Here is a 22,717-nt window from a genome sequence, read left to right as displayed (position 1 = left end):
GATCAGTCGCTTTCGCGCAGCCTGTAGCCGACGCCGGGCTCGGTCGTGATGTAGCGGGGCTGCTCGGGGATCGGCTCGATCTTCTGGCGCAGCTGCCGAATATAGACGCGCAGATACTGCACATCCTCGTTGCCGCCCCAGACTTCCTTCAGCAGATGGCGATGCGTCAGCACCTTGCCGGCATGCTGCACGAGCGCGCGCAGGATGTCGTACTCCTTCGGCGAGAGCTTCACCTCGGCGCCGCCGACCTGGACGATGCGGCGGACGAGATCGACCGAAAGCTCGCCGGTCCGGAAGACCGGCTTCTCACCCTGCTGGTGCAGCTTGTGGCGCAGCGCGACGCGCAGCCGCGCAGCCAGTTCGCGCATCCCGAACGGCTTGGTGAGGTAATCGTCCGCGCCCGCCTCCAGCGCCTGGACGATGCCCGCCTCGTCGGTGCGGCTCGACAGGATGACGATGGGCAGGGTGCGCCCCTCGCTGCGCCAGAGACGCAGCAGCTCCTGCCCGGTCATGTCGGGCAGGCCGAGATCGAGCAGCACCAGGTCGGGCTCTTCCGCGTCGATCCGTGCAATGGCGTCCTTCGCGTTGCCGGCCTCGCTGATCGTGTATCCCTCGGTGCCGAGCCCGACCCGCAGCAGCTTGCGGATCGGCGGTTCGTCGTCGACGACGAGTACCCGGACGGCCATCGTTGTCATGGCAATACCCTCATCTGCTGGGCCTCGGGCGGGATCGGCATGCGGATCGTGAACACCGCTCCCTGCCGATCGCGGCGGTTGGCGGCGGTGATCGTCCCGCCCATCGCCTCGACGAAGCCGCGGCAGATCGCAAGGCCGAGGCCTGTTCCGGCGCGGACCTGATCTCCCTTCCCCACCCGGTAGAAACTGTCGAAAATCCGTTCGAGGTCGTCCGGCGGCAGGCCCGGCCCTTCGTCGAGAATGTCCAGAACCACCGTATCACCATCCGCGCAGGCATGGACGCCGAGCGTGGTGCCCGTCGGCGCGTATTTCGCGGCGTTGTCGACGAGATTGAACAGCACCTGATCGAACAATACGGGGTCCAGTCGCAGCATCGGCAGGCCGGCGGCCAGCGACAGATCGATCATGTGGCCGCGCGTGATACTTTCTGCGCGTCGCAACGCTGCGCCGACGACATCTCCGACGTCGAGCAGGGCATAGTTCGGCTCCATCGCACCGGCCTCGATCCGCGTCATATCCAGCAGGTTGGCGATGAAGCGGTTGAGGCGTTCGGATTCCTCGACGACCGTCCCCAGAAGCTCGGATCGATCCGCTTCGGGGATAGCCTTCCCATAGTCGCGCAACGTGCCGGCCGCGCCCATGATGCTGGCGAGCGGCGTCTTGAGATCATGCGAGATCGAGGTCAGCAGCGCCGAGCGCAGCCGGTCCGCCTCCGCCGCGAGCTTCGCCTTGTCGACATCGGCAGCGAGTTGCACGCGCTCGATCGCGATCGCGGCCTGGTCCGCCAACGCGTCGAACAGGCGCTGCTGCTCGGGCGTCAGAAGCGCGCCCGGCCGGTCGGAATCGAGCCCGATCACGCCGATGGCGCCGCGCCCGGTCCGCAGCGGGAGATAAAGCCGCTTCGCGCCCGGCAGCGTGTCGGCTCCCCGCCCGGCCGGACGGTCATGCTCCCAGGCCCAATGCGCCGCCGCGATATCGGCATCGTCGAGCGTATCATCGGGCGGATAGCCGGCCCGGACCGCGATGCTGGTTTCCTCCGGCAGCAGGATCACAACGCGCACGCGCAGCATCGCGGCAATCTGGTAGGCGCTCGCCCAAAGCACGTCGTCGAGCGTGCCCGTGCCGGCGAGCTTGCGCGAAAACAGATAGAGGTCTTCCGTCGTTCGCGCGCGCTGGCGCGCCGCCGTGGCCTGGCGCTGGACGCGGGCCGTGAGATTGCTGGCGATCAGCGCGACCAGAAGGAAGAAAAAGAAGGCGAGCACGCTTTCGGGGTCGCCGATGACGAGCGTGTAGAGCGGCGGCAGGAAAAAGAAGTTGAACGCCAGCGCCCCGATCACGGAGGTGAACAGCGCCGGCCAGAGCCCGGCCGTCACCGCCGAGGCCAGCACCGCCATCAGGAAGACGAGCGCAATGTTGCGCACGTCGAGCACGAGATGCAGCAACATGCCGAGCCCTACGGCCACAGCCACGAAGGCCACGCCCGCCAGATAAGCGCCTGGCTCGAAACGCTGCTCGCCTGAAGAGCCGGCGGCGCGAACCTCCCCGGCGCCGGCTTCCTGCCCGGGAATCACATGGATACTGATGTCGCCGGCCTCGCGGATCAGCGTCTGCGCCACCGATCCGAAGAGCAGCTCGCGCCAGCGCGTAGCGCTCGACGAGCCGATCACGATGTGGCTGACATTCTTGGAGGCGGCATAGCGCAGCACCTCGTCTGGCACGGTCTCGCCCGGCAGGATCACCGCCTCGCCGCCGAGCTGTTCAGCGAGCCGCATCGCCGCCGAAAGCCGGTCCTTCTCTGCCTCCGACGGCCCCGCGCGGCCCGGCGCCTCGATATGCAGCGCCGTCCAGGAGGCCTTCAGCTTTTCGGCGAGGCGCCGCGCATGGCGCACCAGTGAGGCTGCGCGCGGGCTGCCGTCGATGCAGACGATCAGCCGGTCGCTGGCACCCCAGGGCCCCTGAATTGCATGGGCCTGCATATGGCTGAGCAGTTGCTCGTCAACGCGCTGCGCGGTGCGCCGCAGCGCCAGCTCGCGCAGCGCCGTCAGGTTGCCGGGCGAGAAGTAGTTGGAGACGGCGCGCTTGGCGGTCTCCGGCAGATAGACCTTGCCCTCGTTCAGCCGCTGGATCAGGTCCTCGGGCGTGAGGTCGATGATCTCGATCGCATCGGCCCGGTCGATGATGGAATCGGGCACTGTTTCGCGAACGCGGATGCGGGTGATCTGCGCGACGACGTCGTTGAGGCTCTCGATATGCTGGATGTTGAGCGTGGTGAAGACGTCGATGCCGCGCTCGATCAGCTCGAGCACGTCGAGATAACGCTTGGGATGGCGGCTGCCGGGCGCGTTGGTGTGGGCGAGCTCGTCGACGAGGACGAGTTCCGGCCGCCGCGCCAGCACCGCGTCGAGATCCATCTCATCGACGCTCTGGCCGCGATAGGCGACATGCGCCCGCGGCACCACCTCGTAGCCCTCCATCAGCGCCTGCGTCTCGCGCCTTCCATGCGTCTCGACGACGCCGATGACCACGTCGACGCCTTCGACACGGCGCGCCCGGCCCGCGAGCAGCATCTCATAGGTCTTGCCGACGCCGGGGGCGGCGCCGAGGAATATCTTTAGCCGGCCGCGTGTCTCGCTGCGCACCTTTTCCAGCAGCGCATCCGGCGACGGCCTTGGCGGCTCGGTACGAAGCTCGTCGGGCATGGCTGGAATTCGGTCCCCAAACGGCGCGACGGCAGGATCGCTCCAGCCGCCGCGCTCTTCTTAGCGTCATTTCGTGGTCGCCGCATCGAGAGCGAGGTTCAGTTTCAGCACGTTGACGACGGGCTCGCCGAGGATGCCGAGCTGGCGTCCCTCGACATGGCCCGCGATCAGATTGCGCAAATCGGCCTCGCTCAGGCCGCGTGCCTTTGCGATACGCGGCGCCTGGAAATGGGCCGCCTCCGGCGAGACATGCGGATCGAGCCCGCTGGCCGAGGTCGTCACCAGATCCATCGGCACGGCGGCCTGCGGGTTCTCCTGCTTCAGCGCCACGACATCGCCCTTGATGCGCTCGACCAGCTTGGGATTGGTCGGGCCGAGGTTGGAGCCCCCGGAGCCGGCGGCATTGTAGGGCGCATCGATGGTCTTGCTGCTGTCGTTCGGGTCTGCGCCGACCGTCGCCGAGGGCCGGCCATGGAAATAGCGCTCGCCGGTGAAGGACTGGCCGATCAGTTCGGAGCCGATCACCTTGCCCTCCTTTTCGATCAGGCTGCCATTGGCCTGGCGCGGGAACAGCGCCTGGGCGAGGCCGGTCATCGCCAGCGGATAGGCGAGGCCGGTGATGGCGGTGAGCGCGACGATCATCACGATCGCGGGGCGGAGTTGCTTCAGCATGGTTCAGATCCTTCAGATCAGGCCGACGGCCGTGACGGCCATGTCGATTGCCTTGATGCCGATGAACGGGACGACGATGCCGCCGACGCCGTAGACCAGCAGGTTGCGCGAGAGCAGCGCCCCTGCGCCGACCGCCCGGTACTTCACGCCGCGTAGCGCGAGCGGGATCAGCGCGACGATGATCAGCGCGTTGAAGATGATCGCGGAGAGGATCGCGCTCTGCGGCGTGGCGAGCTGCATGAAGTTCAGCGCGCCGAGCTGCGGATAGAAGGCGATGAACATCGCCGGGATGATGGCGAAGTATTTCGCGATGTCGTTGGCGATCGAGAAGGTCGTCAGCGCGCCGCGCGTCATCAGGAGCTGCTTGCCGATCTCGACGATCTCGATGAGCTTGGTCGGATCGCTGTCGAGATCGACCATGTTGCCGGCCTCGCGCGCGGCGACCGTGCCGGTGTTCATGGCCACGCCGACATCGGCCTGCGCCAAGGCCGGCGCATCGTTGGTGCCGTCGCCGCACATCGCGACGAGCTTGCCCTTGCCCTGCTCCTCGCGGATGAGCGCGAGCTTGTTCTCAGGGGTCGCCTGGGCGAGGAAGTCGTCGACGCCCGCTTCGGCTGCGATGGCGGCAGCGGTCATCGGGTTGTCGCCGGTGATCATCACCGTGCGGATGCCCATGCGGCGCAACTCGGCGAAACGCTCGCGAATGCCACCCTTGACGATGTCCTTGAGCTGGATGACGCCGAGCAGCCTGCCGTCGCGCGCCACCGCTAGCGGGGTGCCCCCCGTCTTGGCGATCTCCTCGGCGATGGCCTGCACCTCGCGCGCGGCCTCCCCGTCTCCGCCGGTGGCACGCACATGGGCGAGCACCGCATCGACCGCGCCCTTGCGGATGCTGGAGCCGTCATGGTCGACGCCGCTCATCCGGCTCTGCGCAGTGAAGGGCACGAAATGAGCGTTGAGCCCGACGAGATCGCGCGCCCGGATGCCGTGCTGCTCCTTGGCAAGCACGACGATGGAGCGACCTTCCGGCGTCTCGTCGGCGAGCGAAGCGAGCTGCGCCGCATCCGCCAGATCAAGCTCGTTCACGCCTTTGACCGGCCTGAAGGCCGTCGCCTGGCGGTTGCCTAGCGTGATAGTCCCGGTCTTGTCGAGCAGAAGCGTGTCGACGTCGCCAGCCGCCTCGACGGCGCGGCCGGACATGGCGAGAACGTTGAAGCGCACCAGCCGGTCCATGCCGGCGATGCCGATGGCCGAGAGCAGCGCGCCGATGGTGGTCGGTATCAGCGTCACGAACAGCGCGACGAGGACGATGACGGGAATGGCGCCGCCGGCATAGCTGGCGAAGCTCGGGATCGTCGCCGTCGCCAGCACGAAGATCAACGTCATGCCGGCGAGCAGGATGTTGAGCGCGATCTCGTTCGGCGTCTTCTGCCGCTCGGCGCCTTCGACCAGCGCGATCATGCGGTCGATGAAGGTCGAGCCCGCGGTCGCGGTGATGCGCACCCGGATCCAGTCCGACAGGACCTGCGTGCCGCCGGTGACGGCTGAGCGGTCACCGCCGGATTCGCGGATGACCGGCGCCGACTCGCCGGTGATCGCAGCTTCGTTGACCGAGGCGATGCCCTCGATCACCTCGCCATCGGAGGGGATGATGTCGCCGGCCTCGACCAGCACGACGTCATTGAGCTTCAGGCTCGGCCCCGGCACCAGCGTGTATTTGCTGCGGTCCGCGCTACTGAGCAGCTTGGCCTGCGTTTCCGCCCGCGTACGGCGCAGCGAATCCGCCTGCGCCTTGCCGCGCCCTTCGGCGACGGCTTCGGCGAAATTGGCGAACAGCACCGTGAACCAGAGCCAGAGCACGATCTGGAAGGAGAAGCCGAGATGGGCAGCGCCAGCGAGCCAGTCGCGCAGCAGCAGGATCGTGGTCAGCGCCGAGACGACGGCGACGACGAACATTACCGGGTTTCTGGCAAGGCTGCGCGGATCGAGCTTGCGGAAGGCGCCGCCGAGCGCCGGGACGAGAATACGGGCATCGAGGATGCTGCCGGACCTGGGATGACTCATGACGAAAGCTCCGTCGTGGCCTGCGAGCGGGACCCTTTCGGGTCAGACCGCGGCAAGCAGGAAAGAAAGGGCCTGGAAGACGATGGCGATCAGGAGAACCGCGATCGTCGCTCCGCAGATGAGGGTGGAAGGGCGAGGTCCCGTTTCGGTGCGCATGACACCCTCCTCAGAAGCTCTGGCCGGCCAGCATCGCGAGATGCTCGACGATCGGGCCGAGCGCGAGCGCCGGGAAGAAGGTCAGGCCGCCGACGATGATGATCACGCCGGTGAGCAGCCCGATGAAGAGCGGCCCATGGGTCGGGAAGGTGCCGGCCGATTCCGGCACGGTCTTCTTGGCCGCGACCGAGCCGGCCAGCGCCAGCGCCGGGATGATGACGAGGAAGCGCCCCATCAGCATGGCCACGCCGATCGTCAGATTGTACCAGACCGTGTTGCCGGAGAGCCCGGCGAAGGCCGAGCCGTTGTTCGCAGCCGCCGAGGTATAGGCATAGAGCACCTCGGAGAAGCCGTGCGGGCCGGCATTGGCGATCGAGCCGACGGCGTCCGGCAGCACGATGGCGACGGCGGTGAAGCCGAGCATGGCGAGCGGCAGGCAGAGCACGGCGAGCATCGCCATCTTGACCTCCTTCGCCTCGATCTTCTTGCCGAGATATTCCGGCGTGCGCCCGACCATCAGCCCGGCGACGAAGACGGCGATGACGACGAAGAGGATAATGCCGTAGAAGCCGGCGCCGACGCCGCCCACGATGATCTCGCCGAGCATCATGTTGATCAGCGGGATCATCCCGCCGAGCGGCATCAGGCTGTCATGCATCGCATTGACCGCGCCGCAGGAGGCGGCCGTGGTGATGACAGCGAACAGCGCCGAGAGGCTGATGCCGAAGCGCGCCTCCTTGCCTTCCATATTGCCGCCGTCGAGTCCGAGCGCCTGGACGAGCGGATTGCCGGCCGCCTCCGCCCAGTAGCAGACGACCACGCCCGCCACGAACAGCAGGCCCATCACCGCCAGGATCGCCCAGCCCTGCTTCTCGTTGCCGACCATGCGGCCGAAGACATTGGTCAGGGCCGCCCCGATCGCGAAGATCGCGACCATATGGATCAGGTTGGTGAAGGCCGTCGGATTCTCGAAGGGATGGGCCGCATTGGCATTGAAGAAGCCGCCGCCATTGGTGCCGAGATGCTTGATCATCATCTGCGAGGCGACCGGCCCCTGCGCGATGATCTGCTGCGCGCCTTCCAGCGTCGTGGCGGCGGTGTAGGGGTTCAGGTTCTGCGGCACGCCCTGCCAGACGAGGACGAGCGTTCCGATCACGCAGATCGGCAGCAGGACATAGAGCGTCGCGCGCACGAGATCAGCCCAGAAATTGCCGATCGTCCAGACCGAGCGGCGCGCGAAGCCGCGGATTACGGCGACCGCGATCGCGATGCCGGTCGCGGCCGAGACGAAGTTCTGCACCGCCAGCCCCGCCATCTGGGTGAAGTAGGACATCGTGCTTTCGCCGGCATAGTTCTGCCAGTTGGTGTTGGTCACGAAGCTCGCTGCCGTGTTGAAGGCGAGATCGGCCGGCACCGCGCCCATCCCTGCCGGGTTCAAGGGCAACGCGCCCTGCAGCCGCTGCATCCCGTAGAGCACGAGGAAGCCCGCGAGGTTGAACAGCAGCATCGCGGCGACATAGGCCGTCCAGTGCTGCTCCTCTTTCTCATACGTGCCGGCGGCGCCGTAGAGCAGCCGCTCGACCGGGTGCAGGATCGGCGAAAGCAGCGTGCGCTCGCCTGCGAAGACGCGCGTCATGTAGCCGCCGAGCGGCCTGACGAGGGCAAGGACGATCCCGCAGTAGAGCAGGATCTGGATCCATCCGTTGAGGGTCATGGATGAGGTTCCGAATCTGAGGGGCCGCCGCCGTCAGAACCGCTCGGGGCGGATCAGCGCGTAGGTGAGGTAGGCGAGCAGGAACAGCGTCACCGCTCCGCCCAGGGCGTAATCCAGAAGCATCCCGGCCTCCCCTAGAGCGCGTCGCAGGCGGCGACATAGGCGAAGGAGAGCCCGAAGAAGACGAGCCCGATGGCGAGTACGATGGTGTCCATCATCGAATAACCCCGACGGTCTGGGCTGCCGGACCGACCGCCCGGCAGCGAGCACCGGTTCCATTGGGGCGGGACCGGCCGTTCGGGGCGAATATCGCGCCGAGGCCATAGCCGTTCGAGAGAAGGAGGCAGGCGCGGAAATAAAGATTTTATAGGAATTTTCCGACCGCCCGCGGCGCGAATATCAAACGCCGGAGCCGCGAAAAGCAGTCTGCCCTGCCGCGAACGCAGGGAAACCCTCTCGCCGGACCGCTTGTGAGCCACATGCACGCCGTGCCAGAAGCTGGCGCGAATTCGGGCAGAACGGCCCGTGCAGGAGGAAGCCTTCCATGAGCAACAGCAAGGACGTTTGGCGTCTGGTCGACGACAAGGCCCCGGCCTATTTCGAGCTCTCCGACCGCATCTGGCACATGCCCGAGCTGAACTATCAGGAGGTTCGCTCGGCCGCCGAGCATCGGACCATGCTGGAGCGCGAGGGTTTCCGCGTCACCACCGGCGTCGCCGGCCTGCCCACGGCCGTGGTCGGCGAGGCTGGCGAAGACGGCCCGGTCATCGCGATCATGGGCGAGTTCGACGCACTGCCCGGGCTGAGCCAGGAAGCCGGCATCGCCAGCGAGACACCGGTCGAGAAGGGCGGCAACGGCCATGGCTGCGGCCACAACATGCTGGGCTCGGCCTCCCTCCTCGCCGCCACGGCGGTGAAGGACTACCTCGCCGCCAACGGCATCAAGGGTCGCGTGCGCTATTATGGCTGCCCGGCGGAGGAAGGCGGCTCGGCCAAGGGCTTCATGGTGCGCGCCGGCGCCTTCGACGATGTCGATATCGCGCTGTGCTGGCACCCGGCCTCGTTCAACGGCGTCAACCGGCCCTTCTCGCTCGCCTGCGTCGAGATCGAGTTCACCTTCAGCGGCCGCGCCTCGCATGCCGCCGCGGCGCCGCATCTCGGCCGCTCGGCGCTCGACGCGGTCGAGCTGATGCATATCGGCGTCAACTACATGCGCGAACACATGCCTTCGACGGCGCGCGTCCACTACGCCATCATCAATGCTGGCGGCATCGCCCCCAACGTCGTCCAGGCCACGGCGACCACGCGCCAGTTGATCCGCGCAGCGACGCTCGCCGAGATGTGGGAGCTCGTCGCCCGCGTGAAGAAGATCGCCGAGGGCGCCGCGCTGATGAGCGAGACCACCGTGGCGATCAAGCAGCTGTCGGGCGATGCCAACCTCGTCGGCAACCGCCCGCTTGAGGAAGCGATGCAGGCCAATCTCGAGGCGCTCGGCGGTCCCGGCTTCGATGCCGCCGACCACGCCTTCGCCGCCAACTTCCAGAAGACGTTGAGCGCGCAGGACATCGCCGCCGCCTATGGCCGCTTCGACCTTGAGCCGAAGGACGGTGAGGCTCTGAGCGACGAGATCTACCCGCTCGGCGCCGGCAACGACACTTCGGTCGGCTCCACCGATGTCGGCACGGTGAGCTGGGTCGTTCCGACCGTGCAGTGCCGAACCGCATGCTATGCGGTCGGCACGCCCGGCCATTCCTGGCAGCTCGTCGCGCAGGGCCTCGCGCCCGCCGCGCATAAGGGCCTGGCGCTCGCCGCCAAGGCCATGGCCGGCGTCGCCGCCGATGTGCTGAACGACCCCGCCTTGCTCAAGGCGGCGAAGGACGATTTCGCGGCGTTCCGCGCCAAGAACCCCTTCGCCAACCCGATCACCGACGATGTCGAGCCGCCGCTCGACATGGCGGCACATTGACGCTGTTCCCAACGGAAATGCGCGATGCATGTGAGCAAATCCGCTCGATGACTTGCGCATTCGCTCTGCTGCGGGAAACAAGCGCCTCGTCACACCGCTCGGATGGGCGGGGCTTCCTGCCCCTCCCATCCGGCGGCTTTCTTTTTGTCGAAAGCAGGGGCCGATGAACCAGCCTGGCTTCTTCGAGATCATCGGCTTCGGCGCCAATGGCTGGGGCCCCGCCCTGCTGGCCGCCACCGGCATGACGATCGCCGTCGCAATCTGCGGCTTTGCGCTCGGCGCCATCATCGGTGCGCTCGGCGCCTGGGCCAAGCTCTCCGGCGGCCCGGTCACGCGCCGCCTCGCCGACGGCTACACCACCGTGCTGCGCGGCATCCCCGACCTGCTGGTGATCTACCTGTTCTATTTCGGCTCGAGCGCGGTGCTGACCCCGCTCGGCCGTCTCTTCGGCGCGACCGGCTTCATCAGCCTGCCCGGCTTCCTGGCCGGCGCACTCGCCATCGGCTTCGTCTCCGGCGCCTATCACACCGAGGTCTTCCGAGGCGCGTACCGCGCCGTCTCGCGCGGCGAGATCGAGGCCGCCATCGCCTGCGGCATGAGCCCGTTTCTGAGGCTCAGGCGCATCATCGCCCCGCTGGTGCTGCGCTATGCCCTGCCCGGCCTCGGCAATGTCTGGCAGCTCGTGCTGAAGGAAACGGCGCTGATCTCGGTCACCGGCCTGGTCGAGATCCTCCGCCAGGCCCAGATCGGCGCGGGCTCGACCCGCCAGCCCTTCACCTTCTTCTTCATCGCCGCGATCCTCTACCTCGTCATCTCCTCGGTGTCGGGCTGGGGGCTGCGCGCGGCCGAAACGCGCTTCACGCGTGGCCTCCGGAGGGCGTGATGGATTTCGCCTTCATGTATGAGACGCTGCTGACGCTGATCGGCGGCATCCCACTGACGCTGAAGCTCGCGCTCTCCTCGGTCGCCTGCGGCTCGGTGCTGGCACTGCTGCTGGCGTGGCTGCGAATGTCCGGCATCGCGCCGTTGGAATGGTTCGCGCGCTTCTACGTCTTCATCTTCCGCTCGACGCCGCTGCTCGTGCAGATCTTCATCATCTATTACGGGCTGAGCCAGTTCCGCGAGGTCCGCGCCAGCTTTGCCTGGCCCTTGCTGCGCGATCCCTATTGGTGCGCGCTGCTGGCGCTCTCGCTCAACACGGCTGCCTATGCCAGCGAGATCTTCCGCGGCGGGCTCCAGGCGGTGCCAGCCGGGCAGATCGAGGCGGCCCGTGCCGCCGGCATGACGCGCTTCCTGATGTTCCGCCGCATCGTGCTGCCGCTCGCCATCCGCCAGGCCCTGCCGGGCTATGGCAACGAACTCATCCTGATGATCAAGGCGACCTCGCTCGCCTCGATCATCACGCTGATGGAGATTACCGGGCTCGCCGCCAAGCTGATCTCGGAAACCTACCGCGCCATCGAGGTCTTCATCGTCGCCGGCGCGATCTACCTCGTCATCAACTTCGTCGTGACGCGGCTCGTCCAATACGCCGAATACCGGCTGACGCCGCATCTGCGCCCCGCCCCCGGCGCCGCCCCGACCATCGAATCCGGAGCTTCCGCATGAGCGCCGCCTCAGAACGCCCGCTGGCCGTCTCCGTCACCAATCTGCGCAAGACTTTCGGCTCGCTCGAAGTGCTGAAGGGCATCTCGCTGGAGGCGCGCGAGGGCGACGTCGTCTCGATCCTCGGCTCGTCGGGCTCGGGCAAATCGACCATGCTCCGCTGCATCAACATGCTGGAGGTGCCCGATAGCGGCGACGTCACCGTCGCCGGCGAGACGATCCGCCTGCAGCAGACGGCGAACGGCACGAGACCGGCCGATCCGCGCCAGGTCGACCGAATCCGGACCGAGCTCGGTATGGTCTTCCAGAACTTCAATCTCTGGTCGCACATGACGGTACTGGAGAACGTCATCGAGGCGCCCATCCATGTGCAGGGCCGTCCGCGCGCCGAATGCATCGAGGAAGCCGAGGCGCTGCTCGCCCGCGTCGGCATCGCCGACAAGCGCAACCACTATCCGGCGCATCTCTCCGGCGGCCAGCAGCAGCGCGCGGCCATCGCCCGCGCGCTCGCCCAGCGCCCGAAGGTCATGCTCTTCGACGAGCCGACTTCGGCGCTCGACCCCGAACTCGTCGGCGAAGTGCTGCGCGTGATGCGCTCGCTCGCCGAGGAAGGCCGCACTATGCTGGTCGTGACGCATGAGATGGGCTTCGCCCGCGACGTCTCCAGCAAGGTCGTGTTCCTGCACAAGGGGGTGATCGAGGAGGAAGGCCCGCCGCAGCAGGTCTTCACCGCCAGCCGTTCCGAACGCTTCCGCCAGTTTCTGGCGGGCTGAACTTCAGCCGCGCGCCGCTCGTGGCCGCATCATCAGGGAAGAGACCATGAAGACCATCGCAAAGCTGTTCGCGCTCGCCGCGCTCGGCGCCACCGCATTCGCCGCGCCCGTCCTCGCCCAGGCGCCGCAGAAGGTGCGCATCGCCACCGAAGGCGCCTTCCGTCCGTGGAACTGGACCGAGGCCAACGGCACTCTCGCCGGCTTCGAGATCGACCTCTACAAGGACCTCTGCAAGCGCGCGAACCTCGACTGCTCGATCGAGGCCCAGGCCTTCGACGGCATGATCCCGGCCCTCAATGCCGGCAAGTTCGACGCGATCATGGCCGGGATGTCGGTCACCCCGAAGCGCGAGGAGGCAATCCTCTTCTCGACCCCCTACGGCTCAACCGGCCAGACCTTCGCCGTCATCAAGGGCAGCCCGCTCGCCGACCTGCCGGACACCGGCAAGGTCTTCCATCTGGGCAATGACGAGGCCGGCGCGCTCGCCGAGATCGAGAAGCTGAAGCCCCTGCTCAAGGGCAAGATCATCGGCGTGCAGACCTCGACGATCAACGGCGCCTTCCTCGAGAAGTACTTCAAGGGGCTCGTCGAGATCCGCGAGTACAAGACCACCGAGCAGCACGACCTCGACCTCGCCGCCGGCCGCGTCGACCTGATCATGGCCTCGATGGCCTATCTCTCCACCGTCTCGAAGAAGGCGGGCAACGAGGACATGGTCGTGGTCGGCCCGCGCTTCCAGGGCGGCATCGTCGGCAAGGGCAGCGCCATCGGCCTGCGCAAGAGCGACACCGAACTCAAGGCCAAGTTCGACAAGGCGATTGCCGAAGCCAATGCCGACGGCACCATCAAGACGCTGGGCGAGAAGTATTTCGGCTTCGACGTCACGGTGCGCTGAAGCGCCTTATCCTGCGCGATCGTCCGATGCGGCGATCGCGCAGATCTTTTTTGAGTGAGCCTCAGCCGTCCTGCCGCCCGGCGATCTCGATGCGCATCGCCGGCTTGGTCGCCTTGAACTCGGCGACGGCCGCGGCCGAAAGATCGGAAATCGAACCCGGCCCGCGCGACATCGCCTGCAGGATGATGCGCCCGAGACGATCGCGCGCTTCCGCTTCAAGCTCCGCATCCGTGCGCGCGTCATAGTCCAGCGCGGCCCAGGCTCTGGCGAGCACGGCTTCTGCGACGAGAAGCTCCTGGGAATTCAGGACACCGGGAAAGCGGAAGTTCTGGGCGGGCATCATCGATTCGAGCATGGCGGCGCAACGGATATGGGGGCGGCGAGGTTCCCCACAAGGCGGGCGGAATTGCGGCCATGCCCTGAACACCCGCCGCAAGAACGGCATCACCCACAAAAACAACGAGCCGAGCATAGGCGAGGATATCGAACCCGGCTTCGACGCTGCTGCGGGCCCTGGCGGTGCAGGCCGGTCGCTAACCGACGCCGCAACACGGAGTAAATAAACAACAAGTCCAAATTGGACTTATTGTCCAAATTTGACTTGACCCCTCGGCCGCCCGGCCTCACAGATCAGGCAAACGCGCTGCCCTACGATAGCGGGGCTCGGTGCGGCATTGCCGGAGGCTCCCGTGAAGTTCGACATTTTCCAGATGGAGCGGAATCAGACGCTCTTCGAGAACGACGTCGAGATCAATCTGACCGAAAGCGGCGTCCATCCCTGGGCGATCGAGGATATTCTGGGCGAACAGGCGGCGCGCGACCTGCTCAAGCAGCCTCTCGGCTATGGCTGGACCGACGGCCGGCCGGACCTGCGCGCCAACATCGCCTCCTGGTATCCGGGCGCCACCGCCGCCAATGTGCTGGTGACCAACGGCTCCTCCGAGGCGACGATGATCGCGTTGATGGCGCTGTTCGAGCCCGGCGACGCGCTGGTCTTCGCCCTGCCTAACTTCATGCAGATCGACGGCCTCGGCCGCGCGCTCGGCTTCGACATTCGCCGGCTCGAACTCTCCGGCGAGAGCGACTGGCAGATCGACGCAGAGCAGCTCGCCGCGGTCGCTGCCGGCGCCAAGGCCATCGCCGTGACCAACCCGGCCAACCCGACCGGCAGCGTGCTTTCTGCCGCGAGCCGCGCCGTTCTCATCGAGGCCGCCGAGCGTAACGACGCCTGGCTCATCGTCGACGAGATCTACCGCGGCGGCGAGATCGACGGCGCGGAGACGCAGACGCTCTGGGGCAGCTACCCCAAGGTGCTCGTCACCTCGAGCCTGTCGAAATCCTTCGCCTGCCCGGGCCTCCGTCTGGGCTGGATCGTCGCTCCCGCGGAGGTCGTCTCCGCCGCGGCCGAGCGACAGGACTACACCACCATCGGCAGCGGCATCCTCAGCCAGATCCTCGCGGAAGAGGTGATGCGGCCGGAAACGCGCGGTCGCCTGCTCGCGCGCGGTCGCGATTTGCTGCGCAGCAATGCCGATCTCGTTGCGCAATGGATGGCGCAGCATAACGACTGGTCATGGCGGCGTCCTCAGGCCGGCGGCATGGCCTTCCTGCGCTATTCGCTCAACATGTCCTCGGAGGTCTTCTCGCAGAAGCTGCGCGAGGAAGAGAGCGTCTTCGTCGTCGCCGGAAGCTGGTTCGGCATCGAGAACCACATCCGCATCGGCATCGGCGTGCCGACCGAGGTGCTGCGGGACGGGCTGGCGCGGATGGATCGCTTTCTGGCGCGTCACAAGGGCTGACGAGCCTTTCCGCCTCGCCATCATGCTCGGGCTTGACCCGAGCATCTCCGAAGAAGACTCCCGTGCCTCACTGTCCAGAGATTCTCGGATCAAGCCCGAGAATGACGGCCGGAACGAGTCTTCAGCGCCCAATCCCCTCCAGCACCACCCGCGTGATCGCGATGTCCTGCACCGCGATCCCCGTGAGGTCGGCGATGGTAATGTCGTCGTCGGAGCGCCGCGCCGGCACGTCCCCCGCCAGCACCGCCCCCAGTTCGACGCAATCGCCTGCATCGATCAGCCCGACAGCCGCAGCGGCGGCGAACTCGCCATGGTCGAGGCTCTGCTCTAGCGAATCCGCGATCCGGATGTCGGCGAGCGCCACCAACGCGGTGTCCAGCTCCTGCTTTCCCGGCGCATCGGCTCCGAGCGCGGTAATATGCGTCCCCGGCTTGACCCAGTCGTCGCGGATGATCGGCGCAGCGGCCGGGGTCACGGTGATGAGCGCATCCGACTGTGCGCAGAGCGCTTCCAGCTCCGCCGCCGTCTCGACGACGATCCCCTCCCCGTCAAGATCGCGCCGCAACGCCTCCAGCTTTTCAGGCGAGCGCCCCCACACCGCAAAGCGCGGCTCGCGCTCCCGCAGCAGATGCGCAGCAGCGCGGATCTGGAAACGCGCCTGCGTGCCGGCGCCCACGATCCCGATCCGGCGCGCATCGGCCCGCATCCCCGCCCGCGTCGCGATGGCCCCGGCCAGCGCCGTCCTGAGATCGGTCAGCCAGCCCTCGTCCCGCAGGATGGCGACGACAGCGCCGGTCTCGGCCGAGAGCGCGATCATCATCCCGCTCGTCGTCGGCAGCCCCTTGGCCGGGTTGTCGTAGAACCCCGTCGCGATCTTCACGACGAAGATGGAATCGCCGGCGATATGGCCAAACTTGATATGGCAATCGCCATGATGCGCGGGGAAGCCGAGATAACCGACCGGCGGCATCTGCACCTGGCCGGCAGCAGCCGCCTTGAACCCCTCCTCCAGCGCGATGAAGGCCCGGTCGAGATCGACGGCGGCCTCGATCTCAGCGCGCGACAGGTCAAGCATCCGGGGCCTCGTTGGCCTGGTTGAGGTAGTTGTAGACGGTTGCGCGGGCGAGCCCGAGGATGCGCGAGATATAGGCGGCCGCATTGCGCCCACCGAAGGCGCCGTTGGCGGCGAGATCCGCCACCAGTTCGCGCTTCTCGGCCCGGCTAAGGCTGGTCACGGCAAGGCCACGGCTTTGCGTCCATTGCTGCACGAACTCGTTAATCCGCTCGTGCCAATCTTCCTTGAACAGCGCCTGCGGCTTCTCCACGCCGGCCGGTACAGTCGCCAGTGCGGACAGCGTCTGCATCAGCGCGTGGAACTGCGAGACATCGACATTGATGCAGAGCACGCCAATCGCTTTGGTTCCGGCCGAAAGCACGATGCTGATCGACTTCAGCCGCCGCCCGTCCCAGTTCACCTTCTCGTAGGGGCCGATGATCGTTTCGTCGGGATCGAAGCCGATCTCGTGGAGCAGGGACGGCTCGCCCAGCACGCGCTGCGAGAAATTCCCGGCGATATGCACGACGCTCTGCGACGCCAGGTCGTGCAGCACGACTTCGGCATGCGGCCGGAACAGCAGCGCCACCGCATCGCAGACCGGCAGATAGGGTGCGAGTTCCGGCGTCATGCGCGCGGCGTCAGCGCGGCTGCGACTTGAGATAGTCGCTCAGTCGCTCCAGCCCGGCGGAGAGGTGGTCCCCCGGCGCGCCGATGCCGATGCGGATATAGCCGTCCATCCCGTAGACATCGCCCGGCAGCAGCATGATGCCGCGCTCCTCGCGCAAGCGATGCACCAACTCGGTCGAGTTCATCGAGTGGCTGTATTTGATGAAGGCCATGCCGCCGGCCTTGGGCGGCACGAAGGAGAAGAACTCGTCATTCGCCTTCACCCAGTTCGAGAGCAACGCGAGATTCTCCCGCAGGATGGTCTTGCTTCGCTGCAGAATCTCGGCGCGCTTCGCCGGCTGGATGACGATGCGGGCGATATGCTCGCTCAGCGCGCTCGTCGTGATCGAGGTGTAGTCCTTGTTCTGCCAGGCCGTGTAGATGTCCTTGGCCGGCCCGACCAGCCAGCCGATGCGCAGGCCCGGCAGCGCCATCGCCTTGGAGAGCCCGCTGGTGATGATCGCCTTGTCGTAGAGATCGGCGAAGCTGGGCGGCTCGTCGGTTTCGAGCTCGGCGCCCTTGTAGACCTCGTCGGCATGGAGGTAGCAGCCCTGCGCCCGGGCAATCTCGACAAGCGCGTCCATCGTCTCGCGCGAAAGCAGGCTGCCGGTCGGGTTGTTCGGGTTGCAGATCGTCATCAACTTGGTGCGCGGCGTGATCGCCTGGCGGACCTCGTCGAGATCGGGCGTCCAGCCCAGCTCCTCGCGCAGCTTCACTTCCTTGACCGTGGCGCCGATCGCCCGCGCCCAGCCCCAGATCTGCAGGTAGTTCGGCACGAAGACGACGATCTCGTCGCCYGGCTCGATCAGCGACATCACCATCAGGAAATTGGCTTCAGCCGAGCCGTTGGTGACGATCACCTCGTCCGCGGTCCGGTTGCGGTAGAGCTTGGCGATGTCCTCGCGCAGTTCGACCGCGCCATTGGTCCAGCCATAGCCGAGCTCGACCTCCATCAGTTTGGCGCGCTGCTCGGCGCTCAGCAATTCGTTCAGCGAGTAGGGATGGACGCCGCTATCGGATAGATTGAACTCGACAGTGTTCTCGTAGAGCGACTGGATACGCTCCAGGCTGAATTCTTCGATCTTCATGCTGCCCATCCCGCAACGGCCGATCGGCCGCATCTCCCGCAAGTATGATGGGCATCATTTGGACGTCAAGGTCGATTTTGGAATTTACAGTCCAAATCTCGATTGCTATCACTTGACGACGACGTCGCAGCCGCTCCCGGAGAGCCCATCATGTCCGACCAGAAACCCGGTGCCAACAAGATGTGGGGCGGTCGCTTTACCATGGCTCCGGCCGATGTGATGCGCCGGATCAATCCCTCGATCGGCTTCGACTACCGGCTCTACCGGCAGGACATCGCGGCGTCCAAGACCCATGCCGCAATGCTCGCCCGCCAGGGCATCATCGCGAGCGCGGACAACGAGCGCATCCAGGCCGGTCTCGACCAGATCCGCGGCGAGATCGACCGCGGCGAACTCCAGTTCAGCATCGACCTCGAGGACATCCACATGAACGTGGAAGCGCGTCTCAAGGAGATCATCGGCGAGCCCGCTGGGCGCCTCCACACCGCCCGCAGCCGCAACGACCAGGCCGTCACCGATGTCCGCCTCTGGATGCGCGACGCCATCGACGGGCTGGACGGCGTGATCCAGGACCTGCAGCGCGCGCTGATCGAGCGCGCGGGCGAGCATGCCGAAACGATCATGCCCGGCTTCACCCATATGCAGGTCGCCCAGCCCGTGACCTTCGGCCACCACCTGATGGCCTATGTCGAGATGTTCGGGCGCGACCGCGAACGACTGGCCGGCGCACGCCAGCGCACCAATATCTCGCCGCTCGGCGCCGCCGCGCTCGCCGGCACCGCCTTCCCGATCGACCGGGAGTTCACGGCTGCCGAACTCGGCTTCGCTCGGCCGACCGAGAACTCGATGGATTCGGTCGGCTCGCGCGATCATATCTGCGAGCTTCTGTTCTGCTGCTCGATGCTCGCCGTGCATCTCTCCCGTATCAACGAGGAGATCACGCTCTGGTGCAGCGACGGCTTCCGCTTCATCGCGCTGTCGGACGCCTTCACGACGGGATCCTCGATCATGCCGCAAAAGCGCAACCCTGACGCCGCCGAGCTAGTGCGCGGCAAGACCGGCCGCGTCGTCGGCTCGCTCACCGCCCTGCTGATGACGGTCAAGGGCCTGCCGATGACCTTCATGAAGGACATGCAGGAGGACAAAGAGCCGATGTTCGACGCGCTCGAAACCGTCGAGCTCTGCGTCGCCGCCACCACCGGCATGGTCCGCGACCTGACGGTGCGCCCGGGAAACATGCGTGCCTTCCTCGATCGCGGATTCCCGACCGCGACCGACCTCGCCGACTGGCTGGTGCGCGAGGCCGGCATCCCCTTTCGCGACGCCCATCACATCACCGCCCGCGTCGTTGCTCTCGCCGAGGACAAGGGCTGCACCCTGCAGGCACTCGACCTCGATGCCATGCGCTCGGTCGATCCCCGGATCAGCGCCGCGGTCTTCGAGGTGCTGGCACCGGAGCATTCCGTCCGCAGCCGCCGCAGCTATGGCGGGACCGCCCCCGACACCGTGCGCGAAGCGATCGAGCGGGCGAAAGGGCGTTGGTTATCCAGCAAGCCGATCCAGGATTGAATTGTCATTCCGGGGCTTCGCGCAGCGAAGAACCCGGAATCCACGACTGGGTGAGCGGCCAGCAACCGAACACAGGATGTCTCACTCGGTCGTGGGTTCCGGGTTCGCGCCTTTGGCGCGCCCCGGAGTGACAATCGCCCTCGCCCCACGCATCCCGGCAGCCGCCGTCACGCAAACTTTGCGGGATCAAACCGGCTGCCTTTCTGGCTATGGATGACGGCGCCGGTCGATTCGACCGGGCCTGAAGAAATGAGCGCGGAGCCCGTGTAGCTCTGCCGCGGGGAGGCGAGATGGAACACGTCTGGTTGCGTGGGGTGGCCGAGCGGTTCGGCATCGATGGCGGGCTGCGCCAACTCGGCGGCGAATACGATCTCAACTTCCGCGGCAGGACCGCCGAAGGCGACGTCATCGTCAAGGCGATGCGTCCGCAAGGTGAGCCGGCTCTGGTCGACCAGCAATGCGCCGCGATCAGCCATGCCCTCGCCGCCGATCCCACGCTGCCGCTGCCCCGCCTGATCCCCGCCGAGGGCAACCGCTTCTGGCAGAACGTTCCGGATGCTCAGGGCCAGCAGCGCATGGTCTGGGTCCAGCGCGCCTTCCAGGGCATCCCGATGGGCGAAGCCGGGCCGCAGCCGCCCGCCGTCCTCGCCGAGCTCGGCGCGCTGACCGCGCGCCTCGACCTCGCCCTGCGTGATTTCGAGGTCACCGCCGCGCCGGATGCTGCGAAATGGGATCTGACCGAGGCCGCTTGGATCAAGCCGCATCTCGATGTTCTCGAAGGCGCGCGTCGCCCGCTCGTGGCGGGGATCGTTGCAGCCTACGAGGGGCTGAAGCCCGCGCTCGACAAGCTGCCGTGCCAGACCATCCATAACGACCTCAACGACTTCAACATCCTCGTCGAGCCGCGTCTCGGCGAACCCACCCGGATTAGCGGCCTGATCGATTTCGGCGACATGACCAATGGTCCACGTGTCTGCGAGATCGCCATCGCCGCCGCCTATGCCATTCTCGACCACGAGACTCCCGAAGCCGCGCTCGCCGCTTTAATCGCCGGCTATCATGGCGTCTCGCCGCTGAGCGCCGAAGAGATCGGCCTGATCTGGCCGCTCGTGCGGATGCGGCTCGCGGTCAGTGTCGTGAACTCGACCATCGAGGCCAAGGGCCGCCCGAACGACCCCTATGTGACGATCTCGCAAGCCCCCGCCTGGCGCCTGCTGGAGAACCCCGCCATCGACGGCGAATTGATGGGCGCGCGGCTACGCAATGCCTGCGGCCTGCCCGTCACCGACGCTGCCGGTCGCATCGCGAGCTGGATCGCCGGACAGCGCGGCAGCTTCGCGCCCGTGCTTGGCCGCCCGCTCGACGGTCTCCCGGTCGGCTCGCTCGGCGTCGCCGAGGCGACGATCCCGCAGAACCCGTTCGAACTGCGTGCCGACGAGGCCCGCAATCTCGGCACCGGGCTCGGTATCACATCCGAGTGGTGGCTCGGCCAGTACGGTGAGCCGCGGCTGGTCTATACCGACAAGGCCTTCCGCAAGGGCCGCTGGCTGGCCTCGAACCGCCGCACCATCCACATGGCGATCGATGTGTTCGGCCCGGCAGGCGAGCCGGTTCGTGCGCCCCTCGCCGGCAAGGTCGCGCTGGCGGAGAACCGCAACGGCCATCTCGATTATGGCGGCGTCGTCATCCTCGAGCATAGCACGCCCGCAGGCGACGTCTTCCACACGCTCTACGGCCACCTCGCCGCCGATGGCGCGGCCAAGTTGAAGCAAGGCCAGGAGATCGCCGCCGGCGAGGCTTTCGCCAGGCTGGGCCCGGCCGAAGAGAATGGCGGCTGGGAGCCGCATCTGCATTTCCAGCTGGCGCTGACGCTGGACGGCATGGGACATGATTGGCCGGGCGTCGCCGATCCCGACGACTGGGCGCTCTGGCAGGCGATCTGCCCGAACCCCGCCGCCCTGCTCAACCTGCCCGACGAGGTCGTCGCCTATCAGGCGATCGACGAGGCCGCGCTGCTGGCCGAGCGCAAGGCTCGCTTCGGCGCCAATCTCAAGCTCAGCTACAAGAAGCCGGTCACCTTCCTGCGCGGCTGGCGCCATCATCTCTTCGACGCGATGGGCCGGCCCTATCTCGACGCCTATAACAACGTGCCCCATGTCGGCCACGCCCATCCGCGCATCCGCAAGGTAGCGATGGACCAGCTCGCGCGGATGAACTCCAATACGCGCTATCTGCACCCAGCGCCGATGGCGCTGGCCGAGCGCCTCACCGCCAAGCTCCCCCAGGAGCTGGAGGTCTGTTTCTTCGTCAATTCCGGCTCGGAAGCGAACGAACTGGCGCTGCGCCTCGCGCGGGCCGCCAGCGGCGGTTACGACATCGTCACGCCCGATCACGGCTATCACGGCAACACCACCGGCGCGATCGACATCTCCGCCTACAAGTTCAACAAGCCGAACATGGGCGGCCGCAAGCCCTGGGTGCAACTCATCGACGTCGCCGACGATTATCGCGGCCGCTACCGCCGTGACGATGCCGACCGGGCGCTGCATTACGCTGAGCAGGTCGACGGCGCGCTGACGGCCATCGCGGAGCGCGGCGGCAAGGTCGCCGGCTTCATCGCCGAGACCTTCCCGAGCGTCGGCGGCCAGATCATCCCGCCGCCCGGCTATCTCGCCGCGGTCTATGAGCGCATCCGCACCGCAGGCGGCATCTGCATCGCCGACGAAGTCCAGACCGGGCTCGGCCGCCTCGGCGACTATTATTTCGGCTTCGAGCAGCAGGCCGTGCGGCCGGATATCGTCGTGCTCGGCAAGCCGCTCGGCAACGGCCACCCGATCGGCGCGGTCATCACCACCCGCGCCATCGCCGAGCGCTTCGCGGAAGGACCGGAGTATTTCTCGACCTTCGGCGGCTCGAACCTCTCCTGCCGCATCGCCTCCGAAGTGCTCGACATCGTCGAGGAGGAAGGGCTCTCGGCCAATGCCAAGGCGATGGGCGACAAGCTGCTCGCAGGCATGCGCGCGCTGATGGCGGACTATCCGAGCGTCGGCGACGTGCGCGGCATCGGCCTCTTCCTCGGCCTGGAGCTGGTCACGGACCGCGAGACGCTGGAGCCCGCGACGGACGCGGCGGCGCATGTCATGAACCGCCTGCGCGACATGCGCATCCTCGTCGGGCGCGAAGGCCCGGCCGACAATATCCTCAAGATTCGCCCGCCGCTGACGGTCGGTGCGGATGATGTCGAGATGATCCTCGACCGGCTGAGGATCTGCCTGCGCGAGGTCGAGGCGGCGCGCTGA

At 66.8% G+C, this 22,717-nt stretch carries 18 protein-coding genes; 8 read left to right on the top strand and 10 right to left on the bottom strand.

Features of this window, described 5'->3' with window-relative positions; genetic code table 11:
- Window positions 1–2 precede the first annotated feature (2 nt).
- From AC1DEZ_RS19185 to AC1DEZ_RS19160, 6 genes are all read right to left on the bottom strand, one after another.
- Entirely contained in the window at window positions 3–695 is a 693-nt protein-coding gene (locus AC1DEZ_RS19185) for a response regulator transcription factor (RefSeq protein WP_476780430.1), read from the bottom strand.
- The gene (locus tag AC1DEZ_RS19180; protein WP_476780429.1) at window positions 692–3,394 is read right to left on the bottom strand and encodes a DUF4118 domain-containing protein; all 2,703 of its coding nucleotides are present in this window, start codon (window positions 3,392–3,394) and stop codon (window positions 692–694) included. Before AC1DEZ_RS19180 ends, AC1DEZ_RS19185 begins: the two co-directional genes overlap by 4 nt.
- A 66-nt stretch (window positions 3,395–3,460) precedes the next feature.
- Entirely contained in the window at window positions 3,461–4,066 is a 606-nt protein-coding gene (locus AC1DEZ_RS19175) for a K(+)-transporting ATPase subunit C (RefSeq protein ID WP_476780428.1), read from the bottom strand.
- Window positions 4,067–4,078: 12 nt separating this feature from the next.
- Window positions 4,079–6,130 (bottom strand): potassium-transporting ATPase subunit KdpB, encoded by a 2,052-nt coding sequence (gene kdpB / locus AC1DEZ_RS19170; protein ID WP_476780427.1) that lies wholly within the window; start codon window positions 6,128–6,130, stop codon window positions 4,079–4,081.
- 166 nt (window positions 6,131–6,296) lie between these two features.
- On the bottom strand, window positions 6,297–8,000 hold the full coding sequence (gene kdpA, locus AC1DEZ_RS19165) for a potassium-transporting ATPase subunit KdpA (protein WP_476780426.1): 1,704 nt from the start codon (window positions 7,998–8,000) through the stop codon (window positions 6,297–6,299).
- A gap of 33 nt (window positions 8,001–8,033) precedes the next feature.
- Window positions 8,034–8,123 (bottom strand): K(+)-transporting ATPase subunit F, encoded by a 90-nt coding sequence (locus AC1DEZ_RS19160; protein ID WP_476780425.1) that lies wholly within the window; start codon window positions 8,121–8,123, stop codon window positions 8,034–8,036.
- Between the two features lie 421 nt (window positions 8,124–8,544).
- Between AC1DEZ_RS19160 and AC1DEZ_RS19155 the strand changes: the two genes are divergently transcribed.
- The 5 genes from AC1DEZ_RS19155 (at window position 8,545) to AC1DEZ_RS19135 (ending at window position 13,239) form a co-directional block, all read left to right on the top strand.
- The gene (locus tag AC1DEZ_RS19155; RefSeq protein ID WP_476780424.1) at window positions 8,545–9,966 is read left to right on the top strand and encodes an amidohydrolase; all 1,422 of its coding nucleotides are present in this window, start codon (window positions 8,545–8,547) and stop codon (window positions 9,964–9,966) included.
- A 163-nt stretch (window positions 9,967–10,129) separates the two neighbouring features.
- Window positions 10,130–10,849 (top strand): ABC transporter permease, encoded by a 720-nt coding sequence (locus AC1DEZ_RS19150; protein ID WP_476780423.1) that lies wholly within the window; start codon window positions 10,130–10,132, stop codon window positions 10,847–10,849.
- Window positions 10,849–11,574, top strand: a complete 726-nt coding sequence (locus AC1DEZ_RS19145; protein WP_476780422.1) for an ABC transporter permease — start codon at window positions 10,849–10,851, stop codon at window positions 11,572–11,574. The genes AC1DEZ_RS19150 and AC1DEZ_RS19145 overlap by 1 nt, the downstream gene beginning before the upstream one ends.
- Window positions 11,571–12,344 (top strand): ABC transporter ATP-binding protein, encoded by a 774-nt coding sequence (locus tag AC1DEZ_RS19140; protein ID WP_476780421.1) that lies wholly within the window; start codon window positions 11,571–11,573, stop codon window positions 12,342–12,344. The genes AC1DEZ_RS19145 and AC1DEZ_RS19140 overlap by 4 nt, the downstream gene beginning before the upstream one ends.
- A gap of 46 nt (window positions 12,345–12,390) precedes the next feature.
- Window positions 12,391–13,239 carry a transporter substrate-binding domain-containing protein gene (locus tag AC1DEZ_RS19135; RefSeq protein WP_476780420.1) on the top strand — a complete coding sequence of 283 codons (849 nt, stop codon included), beginning with the start codon at window positions 12,391–12,393 and terminating at the stop codon, window positions 13,237–13,239.
- A 61-nt stretch (window positions 13,240–13,300) separates the two neighbouring features.
- Here AC1DEZ_RS19135 and AC1DEZ_RS19130 read toward each other — a convergent pair whose 3' ends face one another.
- The gene (locus tag AC1DEZ_RS19130; protein WP_441513926.1) at window positions 13,301–13,594 is read right to left on the bottom strand and encodes a hypothetical protein; all 294 of its coding nucleotides are present in this window, start codon (window positions 13,592–13,594) and stop codon (window positions 13,301–13,303) included.
- 334 nt (window positions 13,595–13,928) lie between these two features.
- Here AC1DEZ_RS19130 and AC1DEZ_RS19125 point away from each other — a divergent pair, with 334 nt between their 5' ends.
- Entirely contained in the window at window positions 13,929–15,038 is a 1,110-nt protein-coding gene (locus tag AC1DEZ_RS19125; RefSeq protein ID WP_476780419.1) for an aminotransferase class I/II-fold pyridoxal phosphate-dependent enzyme, read from the top strand.
- Between the two features lie 121 nt (window positions 15,039–15,159).
- Here AC1DEZ_RS19125 and AC1DEZ_RS19120 read toward each other — a convergent pair whose 3' ends face one another.
- The 3 genes from AC1DEZ_RS19120 to AC1DEZ_RS19110 are packed head-to-tail and all read right to left on the bottom strand — an operon-like array spanning window position 15,160 to window position 17,849.
- Window positions 15,160–16,113 (bottom strand): Rossmann-fold NAD(P)-binding domain-containing protein, encoded by a 954-nt coding sequence (locus AC1DEZ_RS19120; protein ID WP_476780418.1) that lies wholly within the window; start codon window positions 16,111–16,113, stop codon window positions 15,160–15,162.
- A complete protein-coding gene (locus AC1DEZ_RS19115; RefSeq protein ID WP_476780417.1) occupies window positions 16,106–16,723 on the bottom strand; it encodes a helix-turn-helix transcriptional regulator in 618 nt (205 codons plus the stop codon). Before AC1DEZ_RS19115 ends, AC1DEZ_RS19120 begins: the two co-directional genes overlap by 8 nt.
- A 10-nt stretch (window positions 16,724–16,733) precedes the next feature.
- Window positions 16,734–17,849: an aminotransferase class I/II-fold pyridoxal phosphate-dependent enzyme gene (locus AC1DEZ_RS19110; protein WP_476780416.1), complete on the bottom strand. Its 1,116-nt coding sequence runs from the start codon at window positions 17,847–17,849 to the stop codon at window positions 16,734–16,736.
- 150 nt (window positions 17,850–17,999) lie between these two features.
- Here AC1DEZ_RS19110 and argH point away from each other — a divergent pair, with 150 nt between their 5' ends.
- On the top strand, window positions 18,000–19,418 hold the full coding sequence (gene argH, locus AC1DEZ_RS19105; protein WP_476780415.1) for an argininosuccinate lyase: 1,419 nt from the start codon (window positions 18,000–18,002) through the stop codon (window positions 19,416–19,418).
- 290 nt (window positions 19,419–19,708) lie between these two features.
- Entirely contained in the window at window positions 19,709–22,717 is a 3,009-nt protein-coding gene (locus AC1DEZ_RS19100; protein ID WP_476780414.1) for an aminotransferase class III-fold pyridoxal phosphate-dependent enzyme, read from the top strand.

This window comes from Allobosea sp. 10L422, from assembly GCF_056395345.1.
The sequence above is the reverse complement of the archived record's forward strand: the minus strand, read 5'-3'. Positions and strand labels throughout refer to the sequence as shown.

Bases quoted from the DNA above. Each gene is read 5' to 3' on its own strand.
- AC1DEZ_RS19185 (WP_476780430.1), bottom strand. From the start codon at position 695: ATGACAACGATGGCCGTCCGGGTACTCGTCGTCGACGACGAACCGCCG.
- AC1DEZ_RS19180 (WP_476780429.1), bottom strand. From the start codon at position 3,394: ATGCCCGACGAGCTTCGTACCGAGCCGCCAAGGCCGTCGCCGGATGCG.
- AC1DEZ_RS19175 (WP_476780428.1), bottom strand. From the start codon at position 4,066: ATGCTGAAGCAACTCCGCCCCGCGATCGTGATGATCGTCGCGCTCACC.
- kdpB (WP_476780427.1), bottom strand. From the start codon at position 6,130: ATGAGTCATCCCAGGTCCGGCAGCATCCTCGATGCCCGTATTCTCGTC.
- kdpA (WP_476780426.1), bottom strand. From the start codon at position 8,000: ATGACCCTCAACGGATGGATCCAGATCCTGCTCTACTGCGGGATCGTC.
- AC1DEZ_RS19160 (WP_476780425.1), bottom strand. From the start codon at position 8,123: ATGCTTCTGGATTACGCCCTGGGCGGAGCGGTGACGCTGTTCCTGCTC.
- AC1DEZ_RS19155 (WP_476780424.1), top strand. From the start codon at position 8,545: ATGAGCAACAGCAAGGACGTTTGGCGTCTGGTCGACGACAAGGCCCCG.
- AC1DEZ_RS19150 (WP_476780423.1), top strand. From the start codon at position 10,130: ATGAACCAGCCTGGCTTCTTCGAGATCATCGGCTTCGGCGCCAATGGC.
- AC1DEZ_RS19145 (WP_476780422.1), top strand. From the start codon at position 10,849: ATGGATTTCGCCTTCATGTATGAGACGCTGCTGACGCTGATCGGCGGC.
- AC1DEZ_RS19140 (WP_476780421.1), top strand. From the start codon at position 11,571: ATGAGCGCCGCCTCAGAACGCCCGCTGGCCGTCTCCGTCACCAATCTG.
- AC1DEZ_RS19135 (WP_476780420.1), top strand. From the start codon at position 12,391: ATGAAGACCATCGCAAAGCTGTTCGCGCTCGCCGCGCTCGGCGCCACC.
- AC1DEZ_RS19130 (WP_441513926.1), bottom strand. From the start codon at position 13,594: ATGCTCGAATCGATGATGCCCGCCCAGAACTTCCGCTTTCCCGGTGTC.
- AC1DEZ_RS19120 (WP_476780418.1), bottom strand. From the start codon at position 16,113: ATGCTTGACCTGTCGCGCGCTGAGATCGAGGCCGCCGTCGATCTCGAC.
- AC1DEZ_RS19115 (WP_476780417.1), bottom strand. From the start codon at position 16,723: ATGACGCCGGAACTCGCACCCTATCTGCCGGTCTGCGATGCGGTGGCG.
- argH (WP_476780415.1), top strand. From the start codon at position 18,000: ATGTCCGACCAGAAACCCGGTGCCAACAAGATGTGGGGCGGTCGCTTT.
- AC1DEZ_RS19100 (WP_476780414.1), top strand. From the start codon at position 19,709: ATGGAACACGTCTGGTTGCGTGGGGTGGCCGAGCGGTTCGGCATCGAT.